This window comes from Micromonospora sp. NBC_01392, assembly GCF_045040125.1.
GTDB lineage: Bacteria > Actinomycetota > Actinomycetes > Mycobacteriales > Micromonosporaceae > Micromonospora.
The window spans coordinates 4,362,498-4,382,491 of record NZ_CP109549.1; the positions used below are offsets into that span (position 1 = coordinate 4,362,498).

The 19,994-nt window shown below is 73.3% G+C and carries 13 protein-coding genes and 1 pseudogene; all 14 read right to left on the reverse strand.

The window, feature by feature from the left end; translation table 11 throughout:
• Positions 1–51 precede the first annotated feature (51 nt).
• Positions 52–936: pseudogene (locus OG767_RS19085) on the reverse strand (pectinesterase family protein); the annotation flags it as partial.
• Positions 937–966: 30 nt separating this feature from the next.
• Entirely contained in the window at positions 967–3,093 is a 2,127-nt protein-coding gene (locus OG767_RS19090; protein ID WP_405089797.1) for a sigma-70 family RNA polymerase sigma factor, read from the reverse strand.
• A gap of 104 nt (positions 3,094–3,197) precedes the next feature.
• The gene (locus OG767_RS19095) at positions 3,198–3,863 is read right to left on the reverse strand and encodes a TcmI family type II polyketide cyclase (RefSeq protein ID WP_405089798.1); all 666 of its coding nucleotides are present in this window, start codon (positions 3,861–3,863) and stop codon (positions 3,198–3,200) included.
• 35 nt (positions 3,864–3,898) lie between these two features.
• Positions 3,899–5,125, reverse strand: coding sequence for a cytochrome P450 (locus OG767_RS19100; RefSeq protein WP_405089799.1), 1,227 nt, complete (start codon positions 5,123–5,125; stop codon positions 3,899–3,901).
• A complete protein-coding gene (locus OG767_RS19105) occupies positions 5,122–5,442 on the reverse strand; it encodes a putative quinol monooxygenase (protein WP_107157354.1) in 321 nt (106 codons plus the stop codon). Before OG767_RS19105 ends, OG767_RS19100 begins: the two co-directional genes overlap by 4 nt.
• Entirely contained in the window at positions 5,439–7,706 is a 2,268-nt protein-coding gene (locus OG767_RS19110) for an FAD-dependent monooxygenase (RefSeq protein ID WP_405089800.1), read from the reverse strand. Before OG767_RS19110 ends, OG767_RS19105 begins: the two co-directional genes overlap by 4 nt.
• A 132-nt stretch (positions 7,707–7,838) precedes the next feature.
• Positions 7,839–8,990 (reverse strand): glycoside hydrolase family 26 protein, encoded by a 1,152-nt coding sequence (locus OG767_RS19115; protein WP_405089801.1) that lies wholly within the window; start codon positions 8,988–8,990, stop codon positions 7,839–7,841.
• Positions 8,984–10,837 carry a glycosyltransferase family 2 protein gene (locus OG767_RS19120; protein WP_405089802.1) on the reverse strand — a complete coding sequence of 618 codons (1,854 nt, stop codon included), beginning with the start codon at positions 10,835–10,837 and terminating at the stop codon, positions 8,984–8,986. The genes OG767_RS19115 and OG767_RS19120 overlap by 7 nt, the downstream gene beginning before the upstream one ends.
• Before the next feature lie 78 nt (positions 10,838–10,915).
• Positions 10,916–12,427 (reverse strand): glycosyltransferase family 39 protein, encoded by a 1,512-nt coding sequence (locus OG767_RS19125; RefSeq protein ID WP_405089803.1) that lies wholly within the window; start codon positions 12,425–12,427, stop codon positions 10,916–10,918.
• A 144-nt stretch (positions 12,428–12,571) separates the two neighbouring features.
• Positions 12,572–14,734, reverse strand: a complete 2,163-nt coding sequence (locus OG767_RS19130) for a protein kinase domain-containing protein (RefSeq protein ID WP_405089804.1) — start codon at positions 14,732–14,734, stop codon at positions 12,572–12,574.
• Between the two features lie 26 nt (positions 14,735–14,760).
• The gene (locus tag OG767_RS19135; RefSeq protein ID WP_405089805.1) at positions 14,761–15,549 is read right to left on the reverse strand and encodes a hypothetical protein; all 789 of its coding nucleotides are present in this window, start codon (positions 15,547–15,549) and stop codon (positions 14,761–14,763) included.
• Between the two features lie 20 nt (positions 15,550–15,569).
• Positions 15,570–16,409: a vWA domain-containing protein gene (locus OG767_RS19140; protein WP_405089806.1), complete on the reverse strand. Its 840-nt coding sequence runs from the start codon at positions 16,407–16,409 to the stop codon at positions 15,570–15,572.
• 132 nt (positions 16,410–16,541) lie between these two features.
• The gene (locus OG767_RS19145) at positions 16,542–17,258 is read right to left on the reverse strand and encodes a restriction endonuclease (protein WP_405089807.1); all 717 of its coding nucleotides are present in this window, start codon (positions 17,256–17,258) and stop codon (positions 16,542–16,544) included.
• A 409-nt stretch (positions 17,259–17,667) separates the two neighbouring features.
• On the reverse strand, positions 17,668–19,977 hold the full coding sequence (locus OG767_RS19150) for a glycoside hydrolase family 3 N-terminal domain-containing protein (protein WP_405089808.1): 2,310 nt from the start codon (positions 19,975–19,977) through the stop codon (positions 17,668–17,670).
• Positions 19,978–19,994: the final 17 nt, after the last annotated feature.

A 19,994-nucleotide genomic window follows, 5' to 3' on the forward strand; every position in this document is an offset into this window, starting at 1 on the left:
GGCGATGGTCAGGTTCTCCGCGACGAAGTTCGCGCCGTCGACGAACATGCTGGCGCTGGCGAAGGTGCCGTTGCTGGCGGCCGAGTTGTTGTAGACGATCGTGGTGTTCGACGGGGACGAGCCGAGCCCCTGGAAGGTGATGTTCGGCTTGTTCGCCGGCACGCGTACCACCTGCCGGTAGGTGCCGGGCTTGATGGTGACGACCCGGCGGGTGGTGTTGTTCGCCGGCACCGCGTCCACCGCCTCCTGCACGGTGCGGTACGTGCCGCTGCCGTCCGCGGCCACCGTCGGCGTGCCGGTCGGCGGCGGGGTGGTCGGCCCGGAGGTCGGCGTCGGCGTCGGGGTCGGGGTCGGGGTCGGCGTGGGGGCGGACGGGCCACCACAGGCGACACCGTTGAGCGTGAACGCGGTCGGGCTCGGGTTGGTGGTGCCGGTCGAGGCGCCGTTGAAGCCGACCTCGACGCTCGCGCCGGCGGCGATGGTCGCGTTCCAGTCGACGTTGGTGGCGACGACGGCCGCGCCGGACGAACCGGCGGTGAAGCCCCACGCCTGCGTGACGGTCTGCCCGGCCGGGAACGTCCAGCCGAGACGCCAGCCGGTGAGCGTGTCACCGAGGTTACGGATGGTGATGGCGGCGCTGAAGCCGCCGGACCACTGCGCGGTGACCCGGTAGTCGACCTGGCAGCCCGCGGCGGCCTGGGACGGGCCGGCGGTGGCGACGCCCACGGCGGCGATGGCGGTGGTGACGAGCACGGCGAGCACGGTGGCCGTCCGTCGTCGGAGGAGGATTCTCACGGTTCTCCCGGGGTTCGATGCGGATGCGGTGTGGTCTCCCCGACCGTCACCACCAGCGCTGGCGGCGGCCCGCACGGCAGGGAGCGGTGCCCGGAACGGGTGCTGCCCGGCGACCCCGTCAGCACACAGACGGGCCAGCACGACCGCGGCAACGGTTTTCCGGCGGATTTCTCAGAAGGCGGTCAGGTCGGCGCCGATGCCGGTACCGGTGCTGAGGTAGCGGGTGGCCGGCAGCCTCCCGTCCGGCCGGCGCGGTCCCTCGGCCACATCCGGGTCGGTCGACCGCAGCCGTACCGCGGTCCCGCCGTCCCAGGAGTTGCCGGCGGTGTCCGCGGCGCCCCGCGCCGGTGCGGCGTTCCCCACGGCCAGGTTCCGGCGCGCGGTGGTCTCGCCGTCGGCCAGGTCGAAGCCGACACCGCCGTTGCGGAAGGCGGTGTTGCCGGTGAGGTCGATCGGCCCGGTGTTGGCCTCCACGCCGAACCCGTGTCCCCGGTTGTCCCAGGCCGCGTTCCCCCGCACCCGGTGCCCGGCCGGGAGCGACTCACCGCCGCCGAGGGAGAAGCCACACCCGTTGCTGTCCCAGTCGGCCAGCTCCCAGCGGTCCTGCCCGTTGCCGTAGGACCAGTTCCGCTCCACCGTCACCGGGTCGGCGAACCCGCCCAGGTCGACGCCGTCGTCGGCGTTGTGGAAGGCCCGGTTGCCGCGCAGCACGTTCCCGACGCCGGCCCCGAACTTGACCGCCAGCCCGATCCCGGAGCCGCCCGGGTCCGCCGGGTCGTAGCTGCGGAAGAAATCGCTGTCGAGCACCTGGTTGTCGACCGTCCCCGGGTCGCGCAGCGTCAGGCCGGAGCGGACGTTGTCGTGCATGGAGAGCCGGCGGAACACGGTGTGGGCGCAGGACCGGCAGACCCAGGCGTGGCTGCGGGAGCCGCGTACCTCGAGATCCTGCACGGTCCACCACGCGGTCCGCTGGGTGACCGCCCACCTGTCCGCGGGGATCGCGGCGGCGTCGAGCACCGGCTGTTCCGCCCGGTAGGCGCCGAGCACGATGCGCCGGTCCGCGGTGCCGTCGGTGGTGATGGTCACCGGCTCGGTCATCCGGTAGGTGCCGCCGCGCAGCGCGATGGTCTGGCCGGGCCGGACCGCTTCGACCGCCCGGCCCAGCGTGGCGAACGGACGGCGGAGACTGCCGTCGCCGTCGTCGTGGCCGTCCGGGGCGACGATGATGTCGGCGTCGGTGACGCCGGTGAGCGCCCGCGACGGCCGAGGCGTCGGGGTGCCGCCCGGCGGTCCCGACGGCGCGGGCGGGGCCGACGGGCCGCCGTACCCCGGGATCGTCGGCGCGGCGGCGACCACGCCGTCGCGCCCGTCCGGGGTGTGGCGCACGGCGGGCACGAGGCCACCGACCGCCAGGATCGCGACCGTGCCCGCCGCCACCGCGACCTTGTGCGACAGCACGCCCCGCAGGCCGCCCGTCACGCCGGACACGGCGGCCGACGCCGTCGGCGCGACCGCCCGGGCCTCGACCGCCAAGCGCAGCCCGGCCGGCACCGCCAGCCCGGCCAGCACGGGCAGCACCTGCTCCGGCGTGGTCCGACGACCGCCGGCCGCGAGGCACGCTGGGCAGGCGAACACGTGCCGGCCCAGCCGCTTGCGCCACAGCGGGACGAGCACCCCGTCCCAGCCCCGCCCGGTGCGGGCCAGGTCGGGACAGCGCGGCCGGGCCCGCCACGCGGCCAGCACCGTGTACGCCTGCGCGAGCCGGGTGCGCATCCGCTGGATCCGGACCGCCGCGTGTGCCGGGCCGACCGCCAGCGCCTCGGCCAGGTCGGCCCGGCTCAGCTCGCCGTTGAGCTCCTGCCACCACAGCGTGAGCACCTCGCGGTCGTCGGTGTCGAGCCAGGCGACAGCGGCGAGCACGTCCCGCCGCTCGGCGTCCCGCTCCGCCCCGGCCAGCACCTCGCCGGCCACGTCCACGGCCGGGTCCGGCACGTCCGCGTACGGGTCCAGCGGCACCTGCCGGGCGACGACCCGCCGGCGGGCGTGCTCCCGCACCTGGCGGATGGCGATGGTGACCAGCCAGGCCCGGAAGCGTTCCGGTTCACGCAGCGCGGGCAGCCGCTCGACCACCCGCAGCATGACCTCCTGCACCACGTCGTCGACGTCGGCGTGCCCCGCCAACGCGCGGCCGACCACGTTGTAGACGAGCGGCAGGTGGGCGGCGAGCAACGCGGTGAGCGCGCCCCGGTCACCGCGACGCGCGGCCGTCACCAGGTCGACGTCCGCCTCCGCGGTCACCGCGCACCGCCCTCCGGCCCCCGCGGGATCCCGACCACCGGCGATCGTGGGAGCGCGCCCAAGAGGCTGGCACAGCGTTACCGGCTTGTAAACTCCACCCCGGCTCAGTCCTGCGCGCGCCAGCGGTAGAAGACGGTGGCCACCTGGTCCTGCGGGCCGCGGCAGAGGTCCGGCCGGTACGGCTCGACGTACGGGCCGAGCTCCCGCCGCACCTTGTCGAACGTCGGCGTGTCGGCGTGCTGGTCGCGGGTGGCCTCGGCGGCCGAGGACTCCTGCTCCAGCAGGTGCACGTAGACGTCGTCGATCGAGTAGAGCCAGCGCCCGGTGACGCCCAGCTCGGCCGGGAGCGACCCGGCGTCGGACTCGGCGAACACCCGGGCCACGTCCGGCTCGGCGCCCGGCTTGATCCGTCCGACGATCACGGTCAGCGTGGTGTCGTCCGGCGGCTCCCCCTCCGGCGCCCAGTGGTAGAACTCCTTGGCCACCGAGTCCGACGGGTTCTTCCAGTACCGCGGGTACGGCGTCACGTACGGGCCGATCTCCTCGGCGATCTTCTGGAACGCGGGCAGCCCACGGGTCTGCCCGGAGATCCTCGGGTCCTGCTCACGCTCGATCACGTGCAGGTACAGGTCGTGGTGCGACAGCAGGTACCGGCCGATGACGCCGAGGTCCTGCGGTCGGGTGATCTGGTCGTAGTGGCCGAAGACGTTGCCGACGATCTCGTCGCTGCCGGGGACCATGTGGCAGACGATCACGTTCCGGAAGACCATGACGTGCTCCTTGGCTGGCTGGCTGAATGGGCGGGCTAGGCGGAGAAGGTGACCGGCAGTTCCAGCAGGCCACGGAAGGGCGAGGCGGCGGGCAGTCGGCGTACCTCGGCGAGCGGCACGGCGAGCCGCAGCCCGGGCAGCCGCCGCAGCAGCGCGGAGAGCGCGAGCAGCGCCTCCATCCGGGCCAGCGAGACGCCCAGGCAGTAGTGCACGCCGTGACCGAAGCCGAGGTGCGGCCCCCGGACCCGGCGCAGGTCGAGCCGGTCCGGGTCGGCGAAGTGGGCCGGGTCGTGGTTCGCCGCGTTGATCGCCACCCCGACGATCGAGCCGCGCGGGATGCGTACCCCCTGGTACTCGACGTCCTCGGTGGTGATGCGCGGGCTGGCCACCGGCAGCGGGCCGTCGAACCGCAGCAGTTCCTCGATCGCGGTGGGCAGCAGGCGCGGCGTGCTGCGCAGCAGCGCCAACTGCTCCGGGTGGGTGAGCAGGGCCAGCACCGCGTTGCCGAGGAAGTCGGCGGTGGTCTGGTGGCCGGCGAACAGCAGCAGGAACGTGGTGGTCACCAGCTCCGCCTCGGACAGCGTCCGGTCCCGGTCGACGGCCCGCGCCAGCGCGCCGATGATGTCGTCGGCCGGGTCCCCCCGCTTGGCCCGGACCAGCTCGGTCAGGTAGTCGTGCAGCTGCGCCTGGGCCTCCTGCACCGCCGCGCGTTCCTCCTCCGGCGGCCGGCGGGTCGAGCCGGAGGTGCGGATGACCTGCGTCCAGTCGAGCACCCGGTCGTGGTCGGCCGGCGGCACGCCGAGCAGCTCGCAGATGACCGTCATCGGCAGCGGGATGGCGAAGTCCCGCATCAGGTCCGCCTCGCCGTGCGGCACGATCTTGTCGAGCAGGGAGTCGACGACGGTGGCCACCCGGGGTCGCAGCGCCTCGATCCGCCGGGGCGCGAACGCCTGTGACACCACGCGGCGCAGCCGGGTGTGCTCGGGCGGGTCGGAGTTGAGCATGTTGCGGTTCAGCCCCTCCGAGTTCGGGCCGAAGATCCGCAGGAAGTGCCGGTCCGGGCCGTAGAGGTCCTTGGACAGCCGCGGGTCGGTCAACGCCGCACGCGCGTCGTCGAAGCGGGTGATCAGCCAGGAGTCGAAGCGCGGCGACCCCACCGGGCAGACCGGCCGCTGCGTGCGCAGCCGGGCGAAGGTGGGATAGGGGTCGGCCGCGAACGCGTCCGTGTACAGCTCGCCGGCGGGCACCACGTCGTCGGTCATCGGGCCTCCCCCGGCTCGCCGGCCACACTGTGCAGCACCTGGTAGGTGTGCCGCTCCGCGGACTCGCGCAGCTCCCGGACCACGCGCAGCAGCCGGTCCCGGTGCGCGCTGCGGCCGAACGCGTCCAGCCGCTCCCGGTCGGCCCAGTCGCTGATCACCAGATAGACCCGCGGGTCGTCGGCGTCGCGGACCAGGTCCTGGTGCAGGCACCCGTCGAGCGTGCGGATCTCCTCGGCGGCGGTCCGCCACTCCGCCTCGAACCGCTCCTCGCAGCCCTCCCGGGTGCGCATCGCCAGCACCGTCCGGACCCGGCTCACCGGACACCGCCGAACACCAGGCACAGGTGCTTGCGGAGCGCGTCGGCGTCGACCGGGGCGCCCCGGAACCCGACGTGCCCGTCCGGGCGGATCAGGTAGAGCCCGGTGCCGGCCAGGCCGTACCCGGCGCGGAACCGCCGGTCGGCGTCGCGCAGCACCGGCGGGTCGGCCAGGTGCGGCTCGGCGACATCCGGGTCGAGCAGCAGGTACGCGTCCAGCTCCCCGCCGGCCTGCCGCCGCGCGTCGGCGCACAGGTCGGCGAACCCGGCCAGCTCCGCCGCGTCGGCCGTGGCATCGGCGTAGAGCAGCAGCGTGTGCCCGGTGCCGCGGGTCAGGTCCCGCAACCGCAGCGGGTGCCCGACGCCGCGCCGCCGCAGTCCCTCGACGTCCGGCGCGCGGTCGCCGGGGCGGGGCGCGTCGCCGAGCGCGGCCGGGTCGGCGACGGTCTCCCCGACCAGCGGGCTGCCGGCGTAGCTGAGCAGCAGGGACATCTCCTGGAGGAACTGCCGTTCCAGGTCGGCGCGGTCCACCTCCTCGGTGCCCGCCATCCGCACCGCGCGACCGACGATCTCCTCGCCCTCCGGCCGCCGCTCCGCCTCGTAGCTGTCCAGCAGCCCGGGGGCGGCGCGCCCGCGTACCGCCAGGGCCAGCTTCCAGGCCAGGTTCCAGGCGTCCTGGATGCCGGTGTTCATGCCCTGGCCGCCGGCCGGTGGGTGCAGGTGGGCGGCGTCGCCGGCGACGAAGACCCGACCGTGCCGGTAGCGGTCGACGATGCCGTGACTGATCCGGAACACCGACGACCAGCGCAGGTTCGACGCCCGGGTGCCGGGCGGGGCGAGCCGGTCGAGGGCGGCCTGCACGTCGTCGAGCGTCGGCGAGGCGAGTTCCTCGCTGAACCCGGGCGGGGCGTCCCGACCGCCGGTCTGCGCGAAGAACCGGGGCGGGGCCAGGGTGGCGATCCGGTACCGGCGCTCGCCGCGCAGCGGAACGCAGACCAGCATCCCGTCCATCTGGCCGTCGGTGGTGTGCAGGAACCGCAGCAGGTGCCCGTCCGGCATGTCCCAGTCCACGTCGACGTCGACGAGCATGAACAGTTGCGGGAAGCGACCGAGCCCGCCGGTGAAGGTGAGGCCGAGCCGTTCCCGGACCCGGCTGTGCGCGCCGTCGCAACCGATCAGGTACGCCGCGCGGACGGTCTCGGTGCCGCCGTCGGCGGTGCGGACGGTGGCGGTGACGCCGTCCGCGTCCTGGGTGAAGTCGACCAGTTCGGCGCCGCGCCGGGGGCGCACCCCGAGCGTGGCCAACCGTTCGGTGAGGATCCGTTCGGTCTCGTACTGCGGCAGGCCGAGGTGGGCGTACGGCAGGCCGGGCAGCTCCCAGCTCATCCGGTGGGTCTGCACGCCGTTGACGAAGACCATGTTGCCGGTGAGCCAGATGCCGGCGTCCATCGCCTCCCGGACGACGCCCTGCTCCTCCCAGATCTCCATGGTGCGGCAGTGCACGCCGATCGCCTTGTCGGCCTGGTCGGGCGGGGTCGCCAGCCGGTCGATCACCCGGCAGTCGACGCCGCGCCGGGCCAGCTCGACGGCGGCGGTGAGCCCGGTGGGGCCCGCCCCGACCACCAGTACGTCGGTTGCCCTCTCCACGTCGGCCTCCCTGCCCGTGGTGTGGTGTCGCCGGTCGTCCGCGTCGGGCACGACATGGAAGAGACGGCGTCGGATGTCGAGGAGGAACGGCGCGATCGGCCCGGCCTGCGCCGAGGCGTGCGCCGGGTCGGCGATCCAGTCGAGGAACTCGGCCGCGCCGTCCCATTCGGCGAAGATGTGGTGCACGTCCGACCCGGGTTCGCGGAGCAGCCGCTCCCGCCGGTAGCCCGGCACGGCCGCCATCCGCCGCACCACCTCGGGGTAGCCCCGGTGGAACTCGGCGAGGCGGGCGCTGGGCACGATCAGCTCCACGTCGACGTAGACCGGCCCGGCCCCGTCGACGTCCTCGGTCATGGTCGGGTGGTCGGGCGGGCCGGCCGGCTCGGTCAGCGGCCGGAGCAGCTCGGCCAGGCGCGCCGCCACCGGCCCGTCCCGGTACGCGCGCAGCGCCGCCTCGTCGACCCACTCGGTGACCACGACGAAGCCGTACGGGTCCAGGGCGTCCCGCAGCAGCTCGCGCCGGAGGCTGCCGGGCAGTGCGCTGACCTGGCCGGCGACGGTCTCCCAGGCCGGCCCGACGGCGGGTTCGCAGCCGGGGCGCGCTCGCCTGAAGAGCATCGTCCTGACCATGCCGCCCCCTCGCGCCGTGCCGCCTCGTGCCGCGACCCTGCCGCAGGTCGCGTCAACCGGCCGTCACGGACGCCGGTCGGGGTGTCGTGGTCCGGTGACGCCCCGGGGACGGCGTGTCCCCTACCGGTCCGCCTCGGTCCGCGGTCGCGTCGCCGGTGACCAGGTCACGTCGTAGCGCGGGCCGGACACCGACTCGGCGAACGCGGTCGCGGCGGCCGGCGAGTCGGCGATGCGCCAGTCGGTCTCCTTGTCCACCTCGAACCAGATCAGCCCGATCAGGTTCCGGTAGCGGGGCAGCGAGTCGAACGTCTCGCGGATCCACCGCGCCTTGCGGGCACCGATGTCGGAGGCGCCGGTCTCGGTGACGACGAGCGGCTTGCCGGTGACGGTGCGGATCTCGGCGATGGTCGGTCCGAAGATCTGGTCGAACGACCAGTAGGTCTTGGTGAACGCGCCGGTGCCGTAGTAGCCGGTGACACCGACCCAGTCGACGTAGTCGTCGCCCGGGTAGAGCCCGCCCAGCCCGGCGGTCGTCTTGTCCCACCGGGCGTTCGGGCTCCACACCCAGGCGACGTCGGTGGCCCCGGCCGCGGTGAAGACGTCGTGCACGTGCCGCCAGGCGCGCACGTAGTCGCCCGGGTGGTTGCCGTTGGCCCGCTCGCTCCACGGGTACCAGTCGCCGTTCATCTCGTGCGCGAACCGGATGGCGATCGGGTAGCCCAGCGACCGCACGCCCTCGGCCCAGGAGCGCAGGTAGCCGTCGAAGTCGCCGCGGGCGATGCGCTCCAGCCGGTAGTCCGGCTGGGTGGACCGGAGCCGGTCGACCTGGCGGTCGGTCAGTCCGGTGCGCCGGGCCGCCTCGTCCACGGTGTGGTCCCAGGGCTCCCAGCCCAGCATCGGCATCATGCCCCGGTCGGCGATCCGGTCGAAGAGGCTCCGGTCGAAGGCGGCGGACGCCCAGCTCGCGCCGAAGAGCAGCACCTGCGGCGCGCGTCGGGCGGCGGTGGTGAACCGGTCCACGGCGGTGAGGTCGTAGGGGCCCTTGTCGGTCATCACCCCGACGAACGCCCGGTCGGCCGGCGGGAACACCCCGGCGGCGGGCGGGGACGCGGTGGTCGCCGGGGCGCCGGCCGGCGACGCGGCCCGGGGCGGGGCCGGCGCGGGGCCCGACGCCGGGTCGGACCGGAGGCCGGGCGCCACCACGAAGGCGTACGCCAGCAGCAGCACGCCGGCCAGCGCCAGGCCCACCCGGGGCACGGTCGGCCTCAGCACGGCGACCCCCCGCCGACCGGTGCCGGCCGCTGCGGGGCCGGCTCGTCCCGACCGGCCCGGACCCGTTCGGCCCAGGCGATCAGCGGCGGCGCCAGCCCGGTGACAAGCGTCAACGCCGGCCAGACCCGCAGCAGCGGGTGGTCGTGGTCCAGCCCGAAGCTGGCCCCGAGCAGGCCGGCGGCGGCCGCCGCCCACCAGAGGTGCAGCCGGAAGGTACGCGGCGTCTCGGCGGTGCGCAGCGTCCCCTTGGCGGTCACCACGAAGCCGAGCCGGCGGCGCAGCACCGTGCCCACCGCCGCGGCCAGGTAGACCGGCCCGGCGAACAACGCGAGCGCCATCCCGGCCATGCCCACCTCCTCCCGCTCGTGCGGGGCGATGTTGAATCGGCGCAGCCAGAGCCAGAGCAGGAACCAGGTGCCGATCGTCGAGCCCCACAGCGCGCCCCACACCTGCGGGTCGAGCCGGCCCGCGTCGACGCCGGTGAGCAGGTACAGCGCGGTGGCCGCGTTGCCCAGCAGCAGGCTGACCGCCACGCTCGGGTAGTAGAACTGGAGCAGGCGGTACTGCCAGCGGCGGCGTGACGGCAGCTCGCGCGGCGCGCGCAGCTCGCGGCGGAGCAGGATCTCGCAGATGCCGGCCGCCCAGCGGCGCTGCTGGTTGAAGTAGTCGGCCCAGGAGGTCGGCCCCTCCCCCAGCGCCACCACGTCCGGGGTGTAGACGCCCTTCCACCGCCGGCCGGTGGTCGGGTTGACGGCGGCGTGGATCCGGATGCTGGTGAGGTGGTCCTCGATGATCGAGTCCTGGTAGCCGCCGATGGTCCGCCACGCCGCCGGCCGGTAGAGGTGTCCGGTGCCGGTGAGCAGCGGCGCGTCCAGCCCGTTGCCGCCCCGGGCGATCAGGCCGTTGTAGAGGTACTGCTGCACCGACGCGCCGTGGGCGACGAAGTTCTGGTGCATGTTGCCGTACACCTGGGGGGTCACCACGAACGCGACGTCGGGGTCGCGGAAGTAGCCGAGCGTGCGTTCCAGGAAGTGCGGCAGCGGCACGTGGTCGGGGTCCACGTTGGCCACCACGTCGTAGCGGTGCTCGTGCTCGGCCCGCCAGGCGTTGTGGTTGCCGGACTTGGTCCGGGCCCGGAACTCGCCGCGCGGCTGGTTGTACTCCGGCCGCCCCCGGCGGGTGAAGTGCCGGACGCCCAGCCGCGCCGCCATCGCCCGCACCGCCGGGTCGTCGCCCTCGTCGAGGATCCACACGTCGACCCGCCCGCAGTAGACGATCTCCCGGAGCCGGCGCAGCGTCCGCTCCGCGACGTCGAGCGGCTCCTTGCTCGGCACGATCGTGGTGAGCAGCGCCACCCGCAGGCCGACCGGGGGATCGACCGGCACCGGATCCTTGGCGTGGAAGGCGAACACCCACACCACCACGTTCTGCGCCAGCCGGATCAGCTCGACGCCGACGACCACGCAGAACGCGAGCCGGGCGGCGAGCGTCGACCAGCCGCCCGGCCCGACGACGCCCGGTCCGGGCACGTGCTGCGGCAGCAGCAGCCAGCCGACGAGGAGCAGGCCGGCGGCGCTGTTGACGAGCACCAGCAGGGTGAGCACCGCCCGCGCGGCGACCGAGGCGGCGGGACGGAGTTCGACGGGCGCGTCGGGTGCCCGGGGCGGGCGCAGCGGTCCGGCGGTGGCACCGCAGCGCGCGTACGCCAGGCGGGCCCGGATGTTGCGCTGCCGGCGGTCGGCTCCCGGCGGGACGCGCCGCCCGGGCGGGGCGCCCGGCCGAGCGCGGTCACCCGACGGCGCCGGCGGGAGGGCGCGGGACAGGCGTGTATCGGCGGCGACGGCCACATTTCCCCCATGGTCTGCATCGGGCTCGCCAGAACCCGGACCGATGCTAAGCGGACAACCAGGCGGGAAAGGCGCGAATCAGGGCGATGTACGCCGTTGGTCGGTCAGCAGGACCACCGTGAACCCGGCCGGTCGCCAGACCCGCGCCGGCCGGTACCCGGCCCGCAGGGCCCGCGCAGCCGCGCCGGCGCCGGCCCCGGGCGCCCACCCGACGGTCGGGTGACGATGACCGGGCTGGATCAGCCAGAGCCGGCGCGGGGCCACGTCGCACCCACCGCAGTCGAGCCCCGGCCGGGTGGCGAACACGTCGACCGACCCGGTGGCGAGCACGTCGACCGGGCGGCGGTCGGCGGGCACGTACCGGGCCACCAGCGTCCGCGCCGCCGGATCGCCGTAGAGCACGCCGTCCCCGCGCAGCCCCAGCCCGTCGACGATCGCCGCGACCCGGCGGGGGTCCTGGCCGTGCCCGTCCGGCCCCCGCACGGCCACCTGGGCCGGCGCGCCCACCAACGCGACCGCCGCCAGCCCGGCGACCGCCCCGTGGGCCCGCAGCCGGGACAGCGCCACCGCGGCGAGCACCGCCCAGGCCGGCACCGTGAAGAGCAGGCCGGCCGGCGACCAGACCGGGACCACGCGCGCCACCAGCAGCAGCCCGAGCGCCGGGACCAACGCCCACGCGGTGCAGATCGCGGCGGCGTACCGGAGCGGGAGACTGAACAGCGCCAACCCGGCCAGCACCGCCCCCAGCGCGGCGACGCCGAACAGCTCCCGGGGCGTGGCCGCCAGCATGCCCGGATCGACGCGGACGCCGGGCGGGAGCAGCCCGCCGTCGTCCCGCGCCCCGGACCGGACCAACGCCGCGACGACGAGCAGGCCCGGCAGCGCGACGGCCAGCCAGCGACCGGCTGTCGCGCGCCGGAACGCCAGCACCACCCACCCGTGGCCGGCGAGCAGCAGCAGCGCCCCGGGCTGACACAGGCCGAGCAGGACCACCGCGCCGGCGTACGCCGCGAGCCGCCGCGCGGTCGGCCGGTCCAGGACCGGCAGCAGCAGCCAGGTGGCGAGCACGGCGGCGAACAGCGCCGACGCGTGCGGTTGGGCCTCCTGCGCGTACCGGGTCGCGGACGGCAGCGCCGCGAACAGCGCGCCGGCCAGCACCCCCGTGCCGGGCGTGAACATCCGCGCGGCCAGCGCGCCGACCAACGCCGCGGCCGCGGTCATCGCCAGCAGCGACGGTACGCGCAGCGCGACGTCGCCCGCGCCGAACAGCTCCGCCCAGCCGCGCACCAGCAGGTGGTACGGCGCCAGCGTCCGGTCCCCGGCCCACACGTCGCGCCACGGGGAGGTGGCGGCGCGCCAGGTGGCCAACTCCTCGGTCCGCAGCCCCGGCGTCCCGAGCCCGGCCCCGCCGAGCCCACCGGTCAGCAGCGCCGGCAGCAGCCAGGCGGCGATCCGCCACCGGCTGGCGCCGGCCGCGACGCGGGCGGCGGCCCGGCGCGGGCGCGGTGACCGGTCCTCTCCCCACGGGTCCTCGACGCCGACGTCGGCCGGCCCGAGCCGGGGCAGGACCATGGTGTCCGCGTCCATCATCGTGACTCACGCATTCCTGATCGAGGGCCGGACAACGTCCTGAAGCCTAAGGACTCCAGATCCGACATAAACCCTTTTTCAGGTTAATTCCCTCTCGCGCATCCCGCGTTGCAGCGTGGTTTGGGCAACCCGGTACGAAGCGGTCTACGGCCTGGCGACTCCCGCGACGGCCAACAGGTAGGTGGACGCTGTGACTCTTGTCAGGGGCTCCAGCGCGTCGTTCAGGTACTCGACGTTGCGCCGTGCCGCGTCGACGGCGCTGTCTGCTCCGGTGATACGTCGTTCGAGGTTCGCGCGCTTGTCTTGAGCCTCGGCCTCCATCCGCTGCTCCTGCACGTCCGTAGCCATCTGGGTGGCCCTCTCCTTGGCTCGCGCCTGGTCCACCGCGGTGCGCGCCTGCTGCTTGGCTGCGTTCTCCTCGGCGCTGAGGGCGCTACGGAACTGCTGGAGCTGGACGGTCACTTCCTGGCGTTGCTGCGGGGTGAGAGTCCTGGGCGCCTGACTCTGGGCGCGCGTCTCGATGCTCTCGCGCCACTGAAGCAGTGAGCGTGCGCGAGCCTCTCCGACATTCTCCACGTAGGTGCCGGAGTCAGACGGGTGACGCTTGATGAAGGTTCGGTCGTTGCGGCCGTACCCGGACACGGTGCGGTAGCCGGTGAAGTCGGCGGCGGTGCGGAACCCGTGCGCCGCCAGCGTCCCGGCGATCTTAGCGTTGATCATGCGGGGAGGGTTCTTGGCGATGACGGCGTTCTTCAGTGCGCGCTGGACGTGCTCCTCGACGATCTCTCTGAGCCGTTTCTGCTCCCGGGCTTGCTGGGTGTTGCTCTGATCCGAGCGCCGCTGCGCGATGCCCCGCAGTGTCTGCTGCAGGGCGTGCCGCACCTGCGCGGTCGCGGCGTCCCGCTGGCTGACGGCGGCGGCCCGGCGATCACGCAGGTCCTGCTGCTGCGCAGCCCTGGCGGCGTCCAACTGGGGACGCGATGCCCGCAAGTCCCGCGCTTGCGCTTGAGCCGCGTCTAGTTCCTGCCGGGCGGCGGAGTAAGCATCTCGTGCCTTACGACGCACCGCGACCAGTGGGTGAGCCAGGTAGCTACCGGCGATCACGACCACGGGGGTCATGGCCGCGATGACCCAGGCGGCCGTGGGCACGGTCGTGAACGCCGTGACGCCGAGGCCGGCGGCGGCACCTGCGGCGATGGCGAGCAGCAGGGAGGCGGCGGCGATGCGGGCGACCGTCAGGTGCGTCCCGGAGAAAGAGTAGACCGGGGCGCTGGCCGATGTCTCGGCGGCGGCCCGGCTGACCGGTGGCGTTTCTGGCAGATGGTCAGCCAGCCAATCGGGGGTGTCCGTCGCGGGCACGGCAGGCTCAGCCGGCGACGAGATCACCGCACGCGCGGGCAGGGCTTCGAGTGCGGGTATCTGTGACGGAGACATGCGGGCGAAGGAGGCGAGCCTGTCGGCAAGGGTGACGAGATGGGGCGGTCCGACGGCTCGGAGCGCGCGGAAGGCGGCGGATGCTGCCGGATCGAGATAGTCGGTGGCGGCGAACAGCAGTTTGGTGTCGTCGTCGGTGGCGCGCAGGCGCCGCCACAGTTCCGGGTGGCCGGCGAGCGCGACCAGGCTGGTGTAGATGACCCACGCGGAGAAACGGTCGAGTCCGGGGCCGTAGTCGCTGTCGCCGCGGCGGGGATGCTGGTAGTTGACGAGGCCTTTCTCGTTCGGCGGCAGCCCGGCGATCTCCGGGACATACATGCCGTCGTAGTCGATCAGTTTGAGTTCGTCTCGGCCGGTGATCAGCAGGTTGCCGTGCTGCAGGTCGCCGTGGGCGATACCGGCCTTCTCCAGGGTGGTGACGACCTCCGCGAACTGTTCCGCCACGGTGAGCAACCGTTCCGGGTGTGAGACGTGCGATTCCAACCACGGCATGAGCCCTTGTGCTTGAACCCAGCGCATCTTCAGCAGTGGATACCGCACACCGGCCACCATCACCCCGTGGACCTGGTAATCAAAGTCCACGAGCGCACGATGGTGTAACGCTTGCAGGGCAGTGGCGATCGCATGGTACCGGCGGTGCCGGTCCGGGTCGGAACGAACGAAACACTTGATCGCCCACTGCTCCCCCGCGGCCCCGTAGACATGGAAGACGGAAGCGAAGTTGCCCGACACCGGCTCCGGCATGCCGAGATCATCGACCTTGACCGTGCCGACCCGCAGCTGCGGGTCGGCAAAGGCCAGGCCCGGCAGTTGCAGCGCATCGACGTAATCGCCGCCGGTCGGGTATCGAGCCGGTGATCTCTGCTGTGTCACGGTTGTCCTCCTCGCTCCTCAGCGGTTCACAGGTCGATGCGCAGCAAAGTGGTGTCGTCGTTCTTCAGCGACCCGTTGGCGCGGCAGCCTTCGACGAGCGCGGCGAACCCGCCGATGTCGGCGTCGGTGCCGAGATCGGACAGGGTGCGCCACGGTCTTCCACCGACCCGGGCCTGCGCCAGGAACCACTGAGCCAGTGCGTCGCTGGCCAGCAGCAGTTGATCGCCCTGCTGCCAGGCCGTGCGCAGCGCCGTGACATGCTCGCGAACCTTGGCGGGGTCCAATGGCCGGGACGGAGCGAGCCCGGGGCGGGTGTCGAACTTGTCAGGGTCGTCGATCGGGAACGCGGTGATCAGCTCGTCATCGCGCACCTGAAACAGGCAGGCATCGCCCAGCGCGGCCACCAGCAGTGGTCCCTGCCGGTCAGTGTCGCTGTCGAGCAGGTGCACGCCGAGGATGGTGGCGTAGGCGCCACGGCGCAGCCCGTCCTCCTCGTACCAAGCGATCGGTTCGCCTGCGGCATCCCGCGCACGCCGGTACTCGGCTTCGACGTCGTCCCAACCGGCCGCCGCCGCGAGGATCGTCGCGGTCAGGTCCTGGTCGGCGGGAGCCGCCGTGAACGTGGTGGTGAGATGCCGGGCCCAGCGACCGGCGAGCATGGCCTCGCTGGCGCCGTCGGCGACCGCGGCGGCCAGCCACGGCTCGGTGACCTCCGCGTCGTCGCTGGCCGCGGGCTCGACGTCGCTGGCGTCCTCGTATTCCTCGTTCGTCGAGCCGGCCTTGGGTACGGCGAAGATACTGACGAATGCGCGCATGAGCTGTGCCGCCTCCGGGCTCAGCGCAGGTCCGTAGCGCGGGTGCCGATGTCGAGGAACTGCACGATCGTGATCATGTCGGCGTTGTAGACGAAGCCGCGGCTGGTGTCGTCGACGGCGATGCCCTGCTGCGCGGCATAAGCGCGCATGTGCGGTGGCAGCGGGGAACTCATCGAGAACAAGGTGCGTGCGTACTCGTCGTTCAGCTCGGCCGACGCTCCCGGAAAGATGGTCGGCGTACCGCCCTCGCTAGACACATGCAGGTTGAACAGCAGGACGTTGCCGTCAGTGGAGGCCAACTCCCGCAATGCCTCCGCGGTCGGACGGGGATCCCCGTCGGTGGACTGTCCGTCGGTCAGGTTCAGCACCACCGGAGGGAAGCAGTTCTCGTTGGTAGCCAGGAACGTGTTGGCCAGGACGGTGGCTTGGCGCAGTGCCTCGACCATTGGGGTGCCGTGATTGCCGAGCGGTTCCACCCAGACCGGGAACTTGGTCGGCTGCTCGACCAGGCCGCCGGCGCCATCGGGGATCTTCTTCATCCGCTCTTCCACCCGCGCCGGGTACTTCGCAACCTGCGACAGCGGCACCAGGTCGCGCCCGCTCAGCTCTCCCTCGAACAACGATCCGACGCGCACGCCGTAGCCGATGACCGCGACATGGAAGTAGTCACGGACGCCACCCTCCTTGGCGCACTTGATCGCCAACTCGCGCAACAACCGGTTCAGCGCGTCGGCGACCACGTCCGCCTTGCGGCGCACCAGCTCGCCTTCGGCGACCTCATCGAGCATGGAGGCGGACTGGTCGAGCAGGAAGATGAAGCAGCTGGGGTTCGAGCGGCTGATCTCGGCGGTGTACGCCATGGATGGTCCTTCCGATCGGTTGATGGGTCGGGCAGGCCGCGGTCCGGTGCGGGATGTGGCCACGGCACGGCGGAGCGGAGGCCCGCATGCAGATGGGGCATCAGCGCGGGCACGGGTCGGTGCGACGGCGGCTTACGACGTTTCGTCCCACCAGTTCGTGCCGGACGGAGCAACAACCGGCGGTGTACTCGCTGGCGGAGGGTTGGTTGACGCTGGCGGCGAAGCCGGAGGGGGAGGTCCGGCCGGTGCAGCCACCGGCTTCACGCGTCGCCGCAGTCCGCGAAGGCGCCGCGTTGCCGGGATGCGTGCCATCAGCGCCGACGTGGCTGGGCCACCCGTCGCCGGAGGGAACGGCAACGTCAGCGAGGTCGCCCACAAGCCGAGCGCGTCGCGGTCGACGACACTGATGTGGCAACGCCGGGCGACATCGGCGGCCTGAGCGGTGAGGTAGCTGTTGGTCACGAGCAACGCCACCTCCGCGCCGTGGATGTGGCGGGCGGTCCCGGCGAAGCGCTGCACCTCGGGACTGCCCACTTTCGTGCGGTACCGCTTGCACTGCACCACCAGTCGATGACCGTCAGGGGCGAAGCCGGTCACGTCAGCACCCATGTCGCCCGAGCCGCCGGACACCCGCACCCGCCGGCATCCGCTGGCCCGCATCAGCCGGGCCACCCAATGCTCGAACTGCGAGCCGGACATCGCGTCGGTGACGGCGACCGTTCGCTCCTGCTGTGCCAGCCGCCGCGACCGCCGCATCCACAGCCATCCGGCCAAACACAACGTTGCCACCGCAGCCACCGCGATCAGGGATGCAGCCATCGGGTGTTGTTGCACCAGCTGCACGACCACGCTGACACCCACCAAGGCCGCACCAACCAGCCACCAACTATCGCCCGAGGTGGTACGCCGTGCCGTCCGTTTGCGTCTGGGCATGATCACCTTCTCCGTCCCGTCCGCCGCAGTCGTGCGCGCACGACCGCTTGCCGACTGTAGAGGGAAGGCCTGACACTTACCCCGAAGATGATCTATGGCTGCATTGTCAGAAAATCGACAAGCACGCCTGCGTTCCACCTTTTGCGCGCGACCTGCACGCCGCTGATCGCTGGACCTGGCTGGTGCTGGCCGTCCACATCCGACTACACCTCGTCGCGCCGCCGGCGACCTGGGCCGGTCCGGGGAACCCCGCACCATCTGGAGGACGGGGACGGGCGGTGGGCCGGGCCGCCGGTCGTCCCCGTGGACGACCGGCGGCCGGAGGTCAGCTCAGTTCCGTGGTCGTCCAGCGCGCGGACGCGGTGGTCACCGGGACCGTGGGACCGGTGAGCGTGGTGGACGCCGCCGCGTCCCGCCGCACGCTCGTGCCGACCCACACCTCGACCTCGCCGGGCTCCACCACGCGGGTGAGCGTGCGGTCGGAGAACGCCAGGCGGGTGGTGGGCACCGTCAGCGCGACGGTGACCGACTGCCCCGGCTCCAGGCGGACCCGCCGGTAGCCCAGCAACTGCGCCACCGGCCGGGTCACCGAGGCCACCACGTCGTGGCCGTAGAGCTGGACCACGTCGTCGCCGACGACCGCGCCGGTGTTGGTCACCCGCACCGTGACACGCAGCGCGCCGTCGGTCGGCACGGTGGCCGGCACGGTGAGATCGGTGTACGCGAACGTGGTGTACGACAGGCCGTGCCCGAACGGCGCCACCGGCGTCGCCGGCAGGTTGGTGCCGTTGCTGCCCTCGCCCAGCGTCGGGTGCAGATAGGAGTACGGCTGCGCGCCGGCCGAGCCGGGCAGGCTGACCGGGAGCCGGCCCGACGGGTTGACCCGCCCGGAGAGCACGGCGGCGATCGCGCCGGCGCCCTCCTCGCCGGGGAAGAACGCCTGCACCACGGCCGCACAGCGGGACAACGCCCAGCCGACCGCGTACGGCCGGCCGGTGAGCAGCACCAGGACCACCGGCGTCCCGGTCGCCAGGACCGCCTCGACCAGTTCCCGCTGGACGCCGGGCAGCTCCAGGTCGTCCCGGTCGCAGCCCTCCCCGACCGTGCCGCGCCCGAAGAGACCGGCGTGGTCACCGACGACCAGGACGGCGACGTCGGCCGCGGACGCGGTGGCGACCGCCTCGTCGAAGCCGGACCGGTCGTCGCTGTCCACGTCACAACCGCCGGCCCAGGTGACGAGGTCCGGGCCGAACTCGCCGCGCACCGCGTCGAGGACGGTCGGCACCTCGATGCCGGTCTCCACGCCGGCATGCTGGACGAGCACGTGGTTGAGGAAGGAGTAACACCCGAAGAGCGCGCCCTCCCGGTCCGCGTTCGGGCCCACGACCGCCACCCGTCGGCCCGGAGCCAACGGAAGCACGCCCTGGTTGGCGACCAGGACGACCGACTCCTCGGCGAGTCGGCGGGCGATCGACCGGTGCTCCGGCGGATCGAGGTCGATCACGCGGGGCGGCTCGTCGTCGAACGTGGCGTCGAGCAGCCCGAGGTCCCGCTTCTGGCGCAGGACGCGCAGCACCGCACGGTCGACGAGCGCCTCGTCGACGGCGCCGGCCCGCACCGACTCCCGCAGCGTCAGGTAGGCGTCGCCGGTGGGCAGCTCGATGTCGAGGCCGGCGGCGAGCGCCTGCGCGGCCGCGTCCGCGTTGTCGACCGCCACGTGGTGCAGCAGGTTCAGGAAGGCGACCGCGTAGTAGTCGGCGACCACGGTGCCGTCGAAGCCCCAGCGGTCCCGCAGCACGCCGGTCAGCATCGTCGGATCGGCGGCCACCGGCACGCCGTCGATCTCGGTGTACGAGTGCATGACGCTGCGCGCGTCGCCGTCGAGGATCGCCATCTCGAACGGCGGCAGCAGCACGTCGGCCAGCTCCCGGGGGCCGGCGTGCACCGGCGCGAAGTTGCGCCCGGCGCGCGACGCGGAATAGCCGGCGAAGTGCTTCAACGTGGCGTGCACGCCCTGCGACTGCAACCCCCGCACGTACGATGTGCCGATGGTGCCGACCAGGTAGGGGTCCTCGGCGATGCACTCGTCGACCCGCCCCCACCGCGGGTCCCGGATCACGTCCAGCACCGGGGACAGGCCCTGGTGGATGCCGAGCGCCCGCATCGACGCCCCGATCGCCGCCGCCATCTCGGCCACGAGATCGGGATCGCAGGCGGCGCCCCAGGCCAGCGGCGTCGGGAAGGTCGCCGCCTTCCACGCCGCCAGGCCGGTGAGGCACTCTTCGTGCACCAGCGCCGGGATGCCCAGCCGGGTGCCGGTCACCAGGTCCCGCTGGAACTTCCACAGCCAGGCCGCGCGGGCCGCCGCGTCGACCGGGCGGGTGCCGTAGGCGCGGGTGAGGTGACCCAGCCCGTGCCGGGAGAAGTCCTCCAGCCGGCCGGTGTCGGCGAACTCGCCCTGCAGGGGCGCGACCGCCTCGCCGTCCTCCTTCTCCCAGAACCCGACGAGCTGCGCGATCTTCTCGTCGAGCGTCATCCGGCCGAGCAGCTCGCGTACGCGTGTCTCGTCGGCGTGCCCGTCCCGGCGCTGCTGGGCCGGTGCCGGCCCGTCCACCACCGCGTGGACCTCTGTCATGGTGTGCCTTTCCCTCG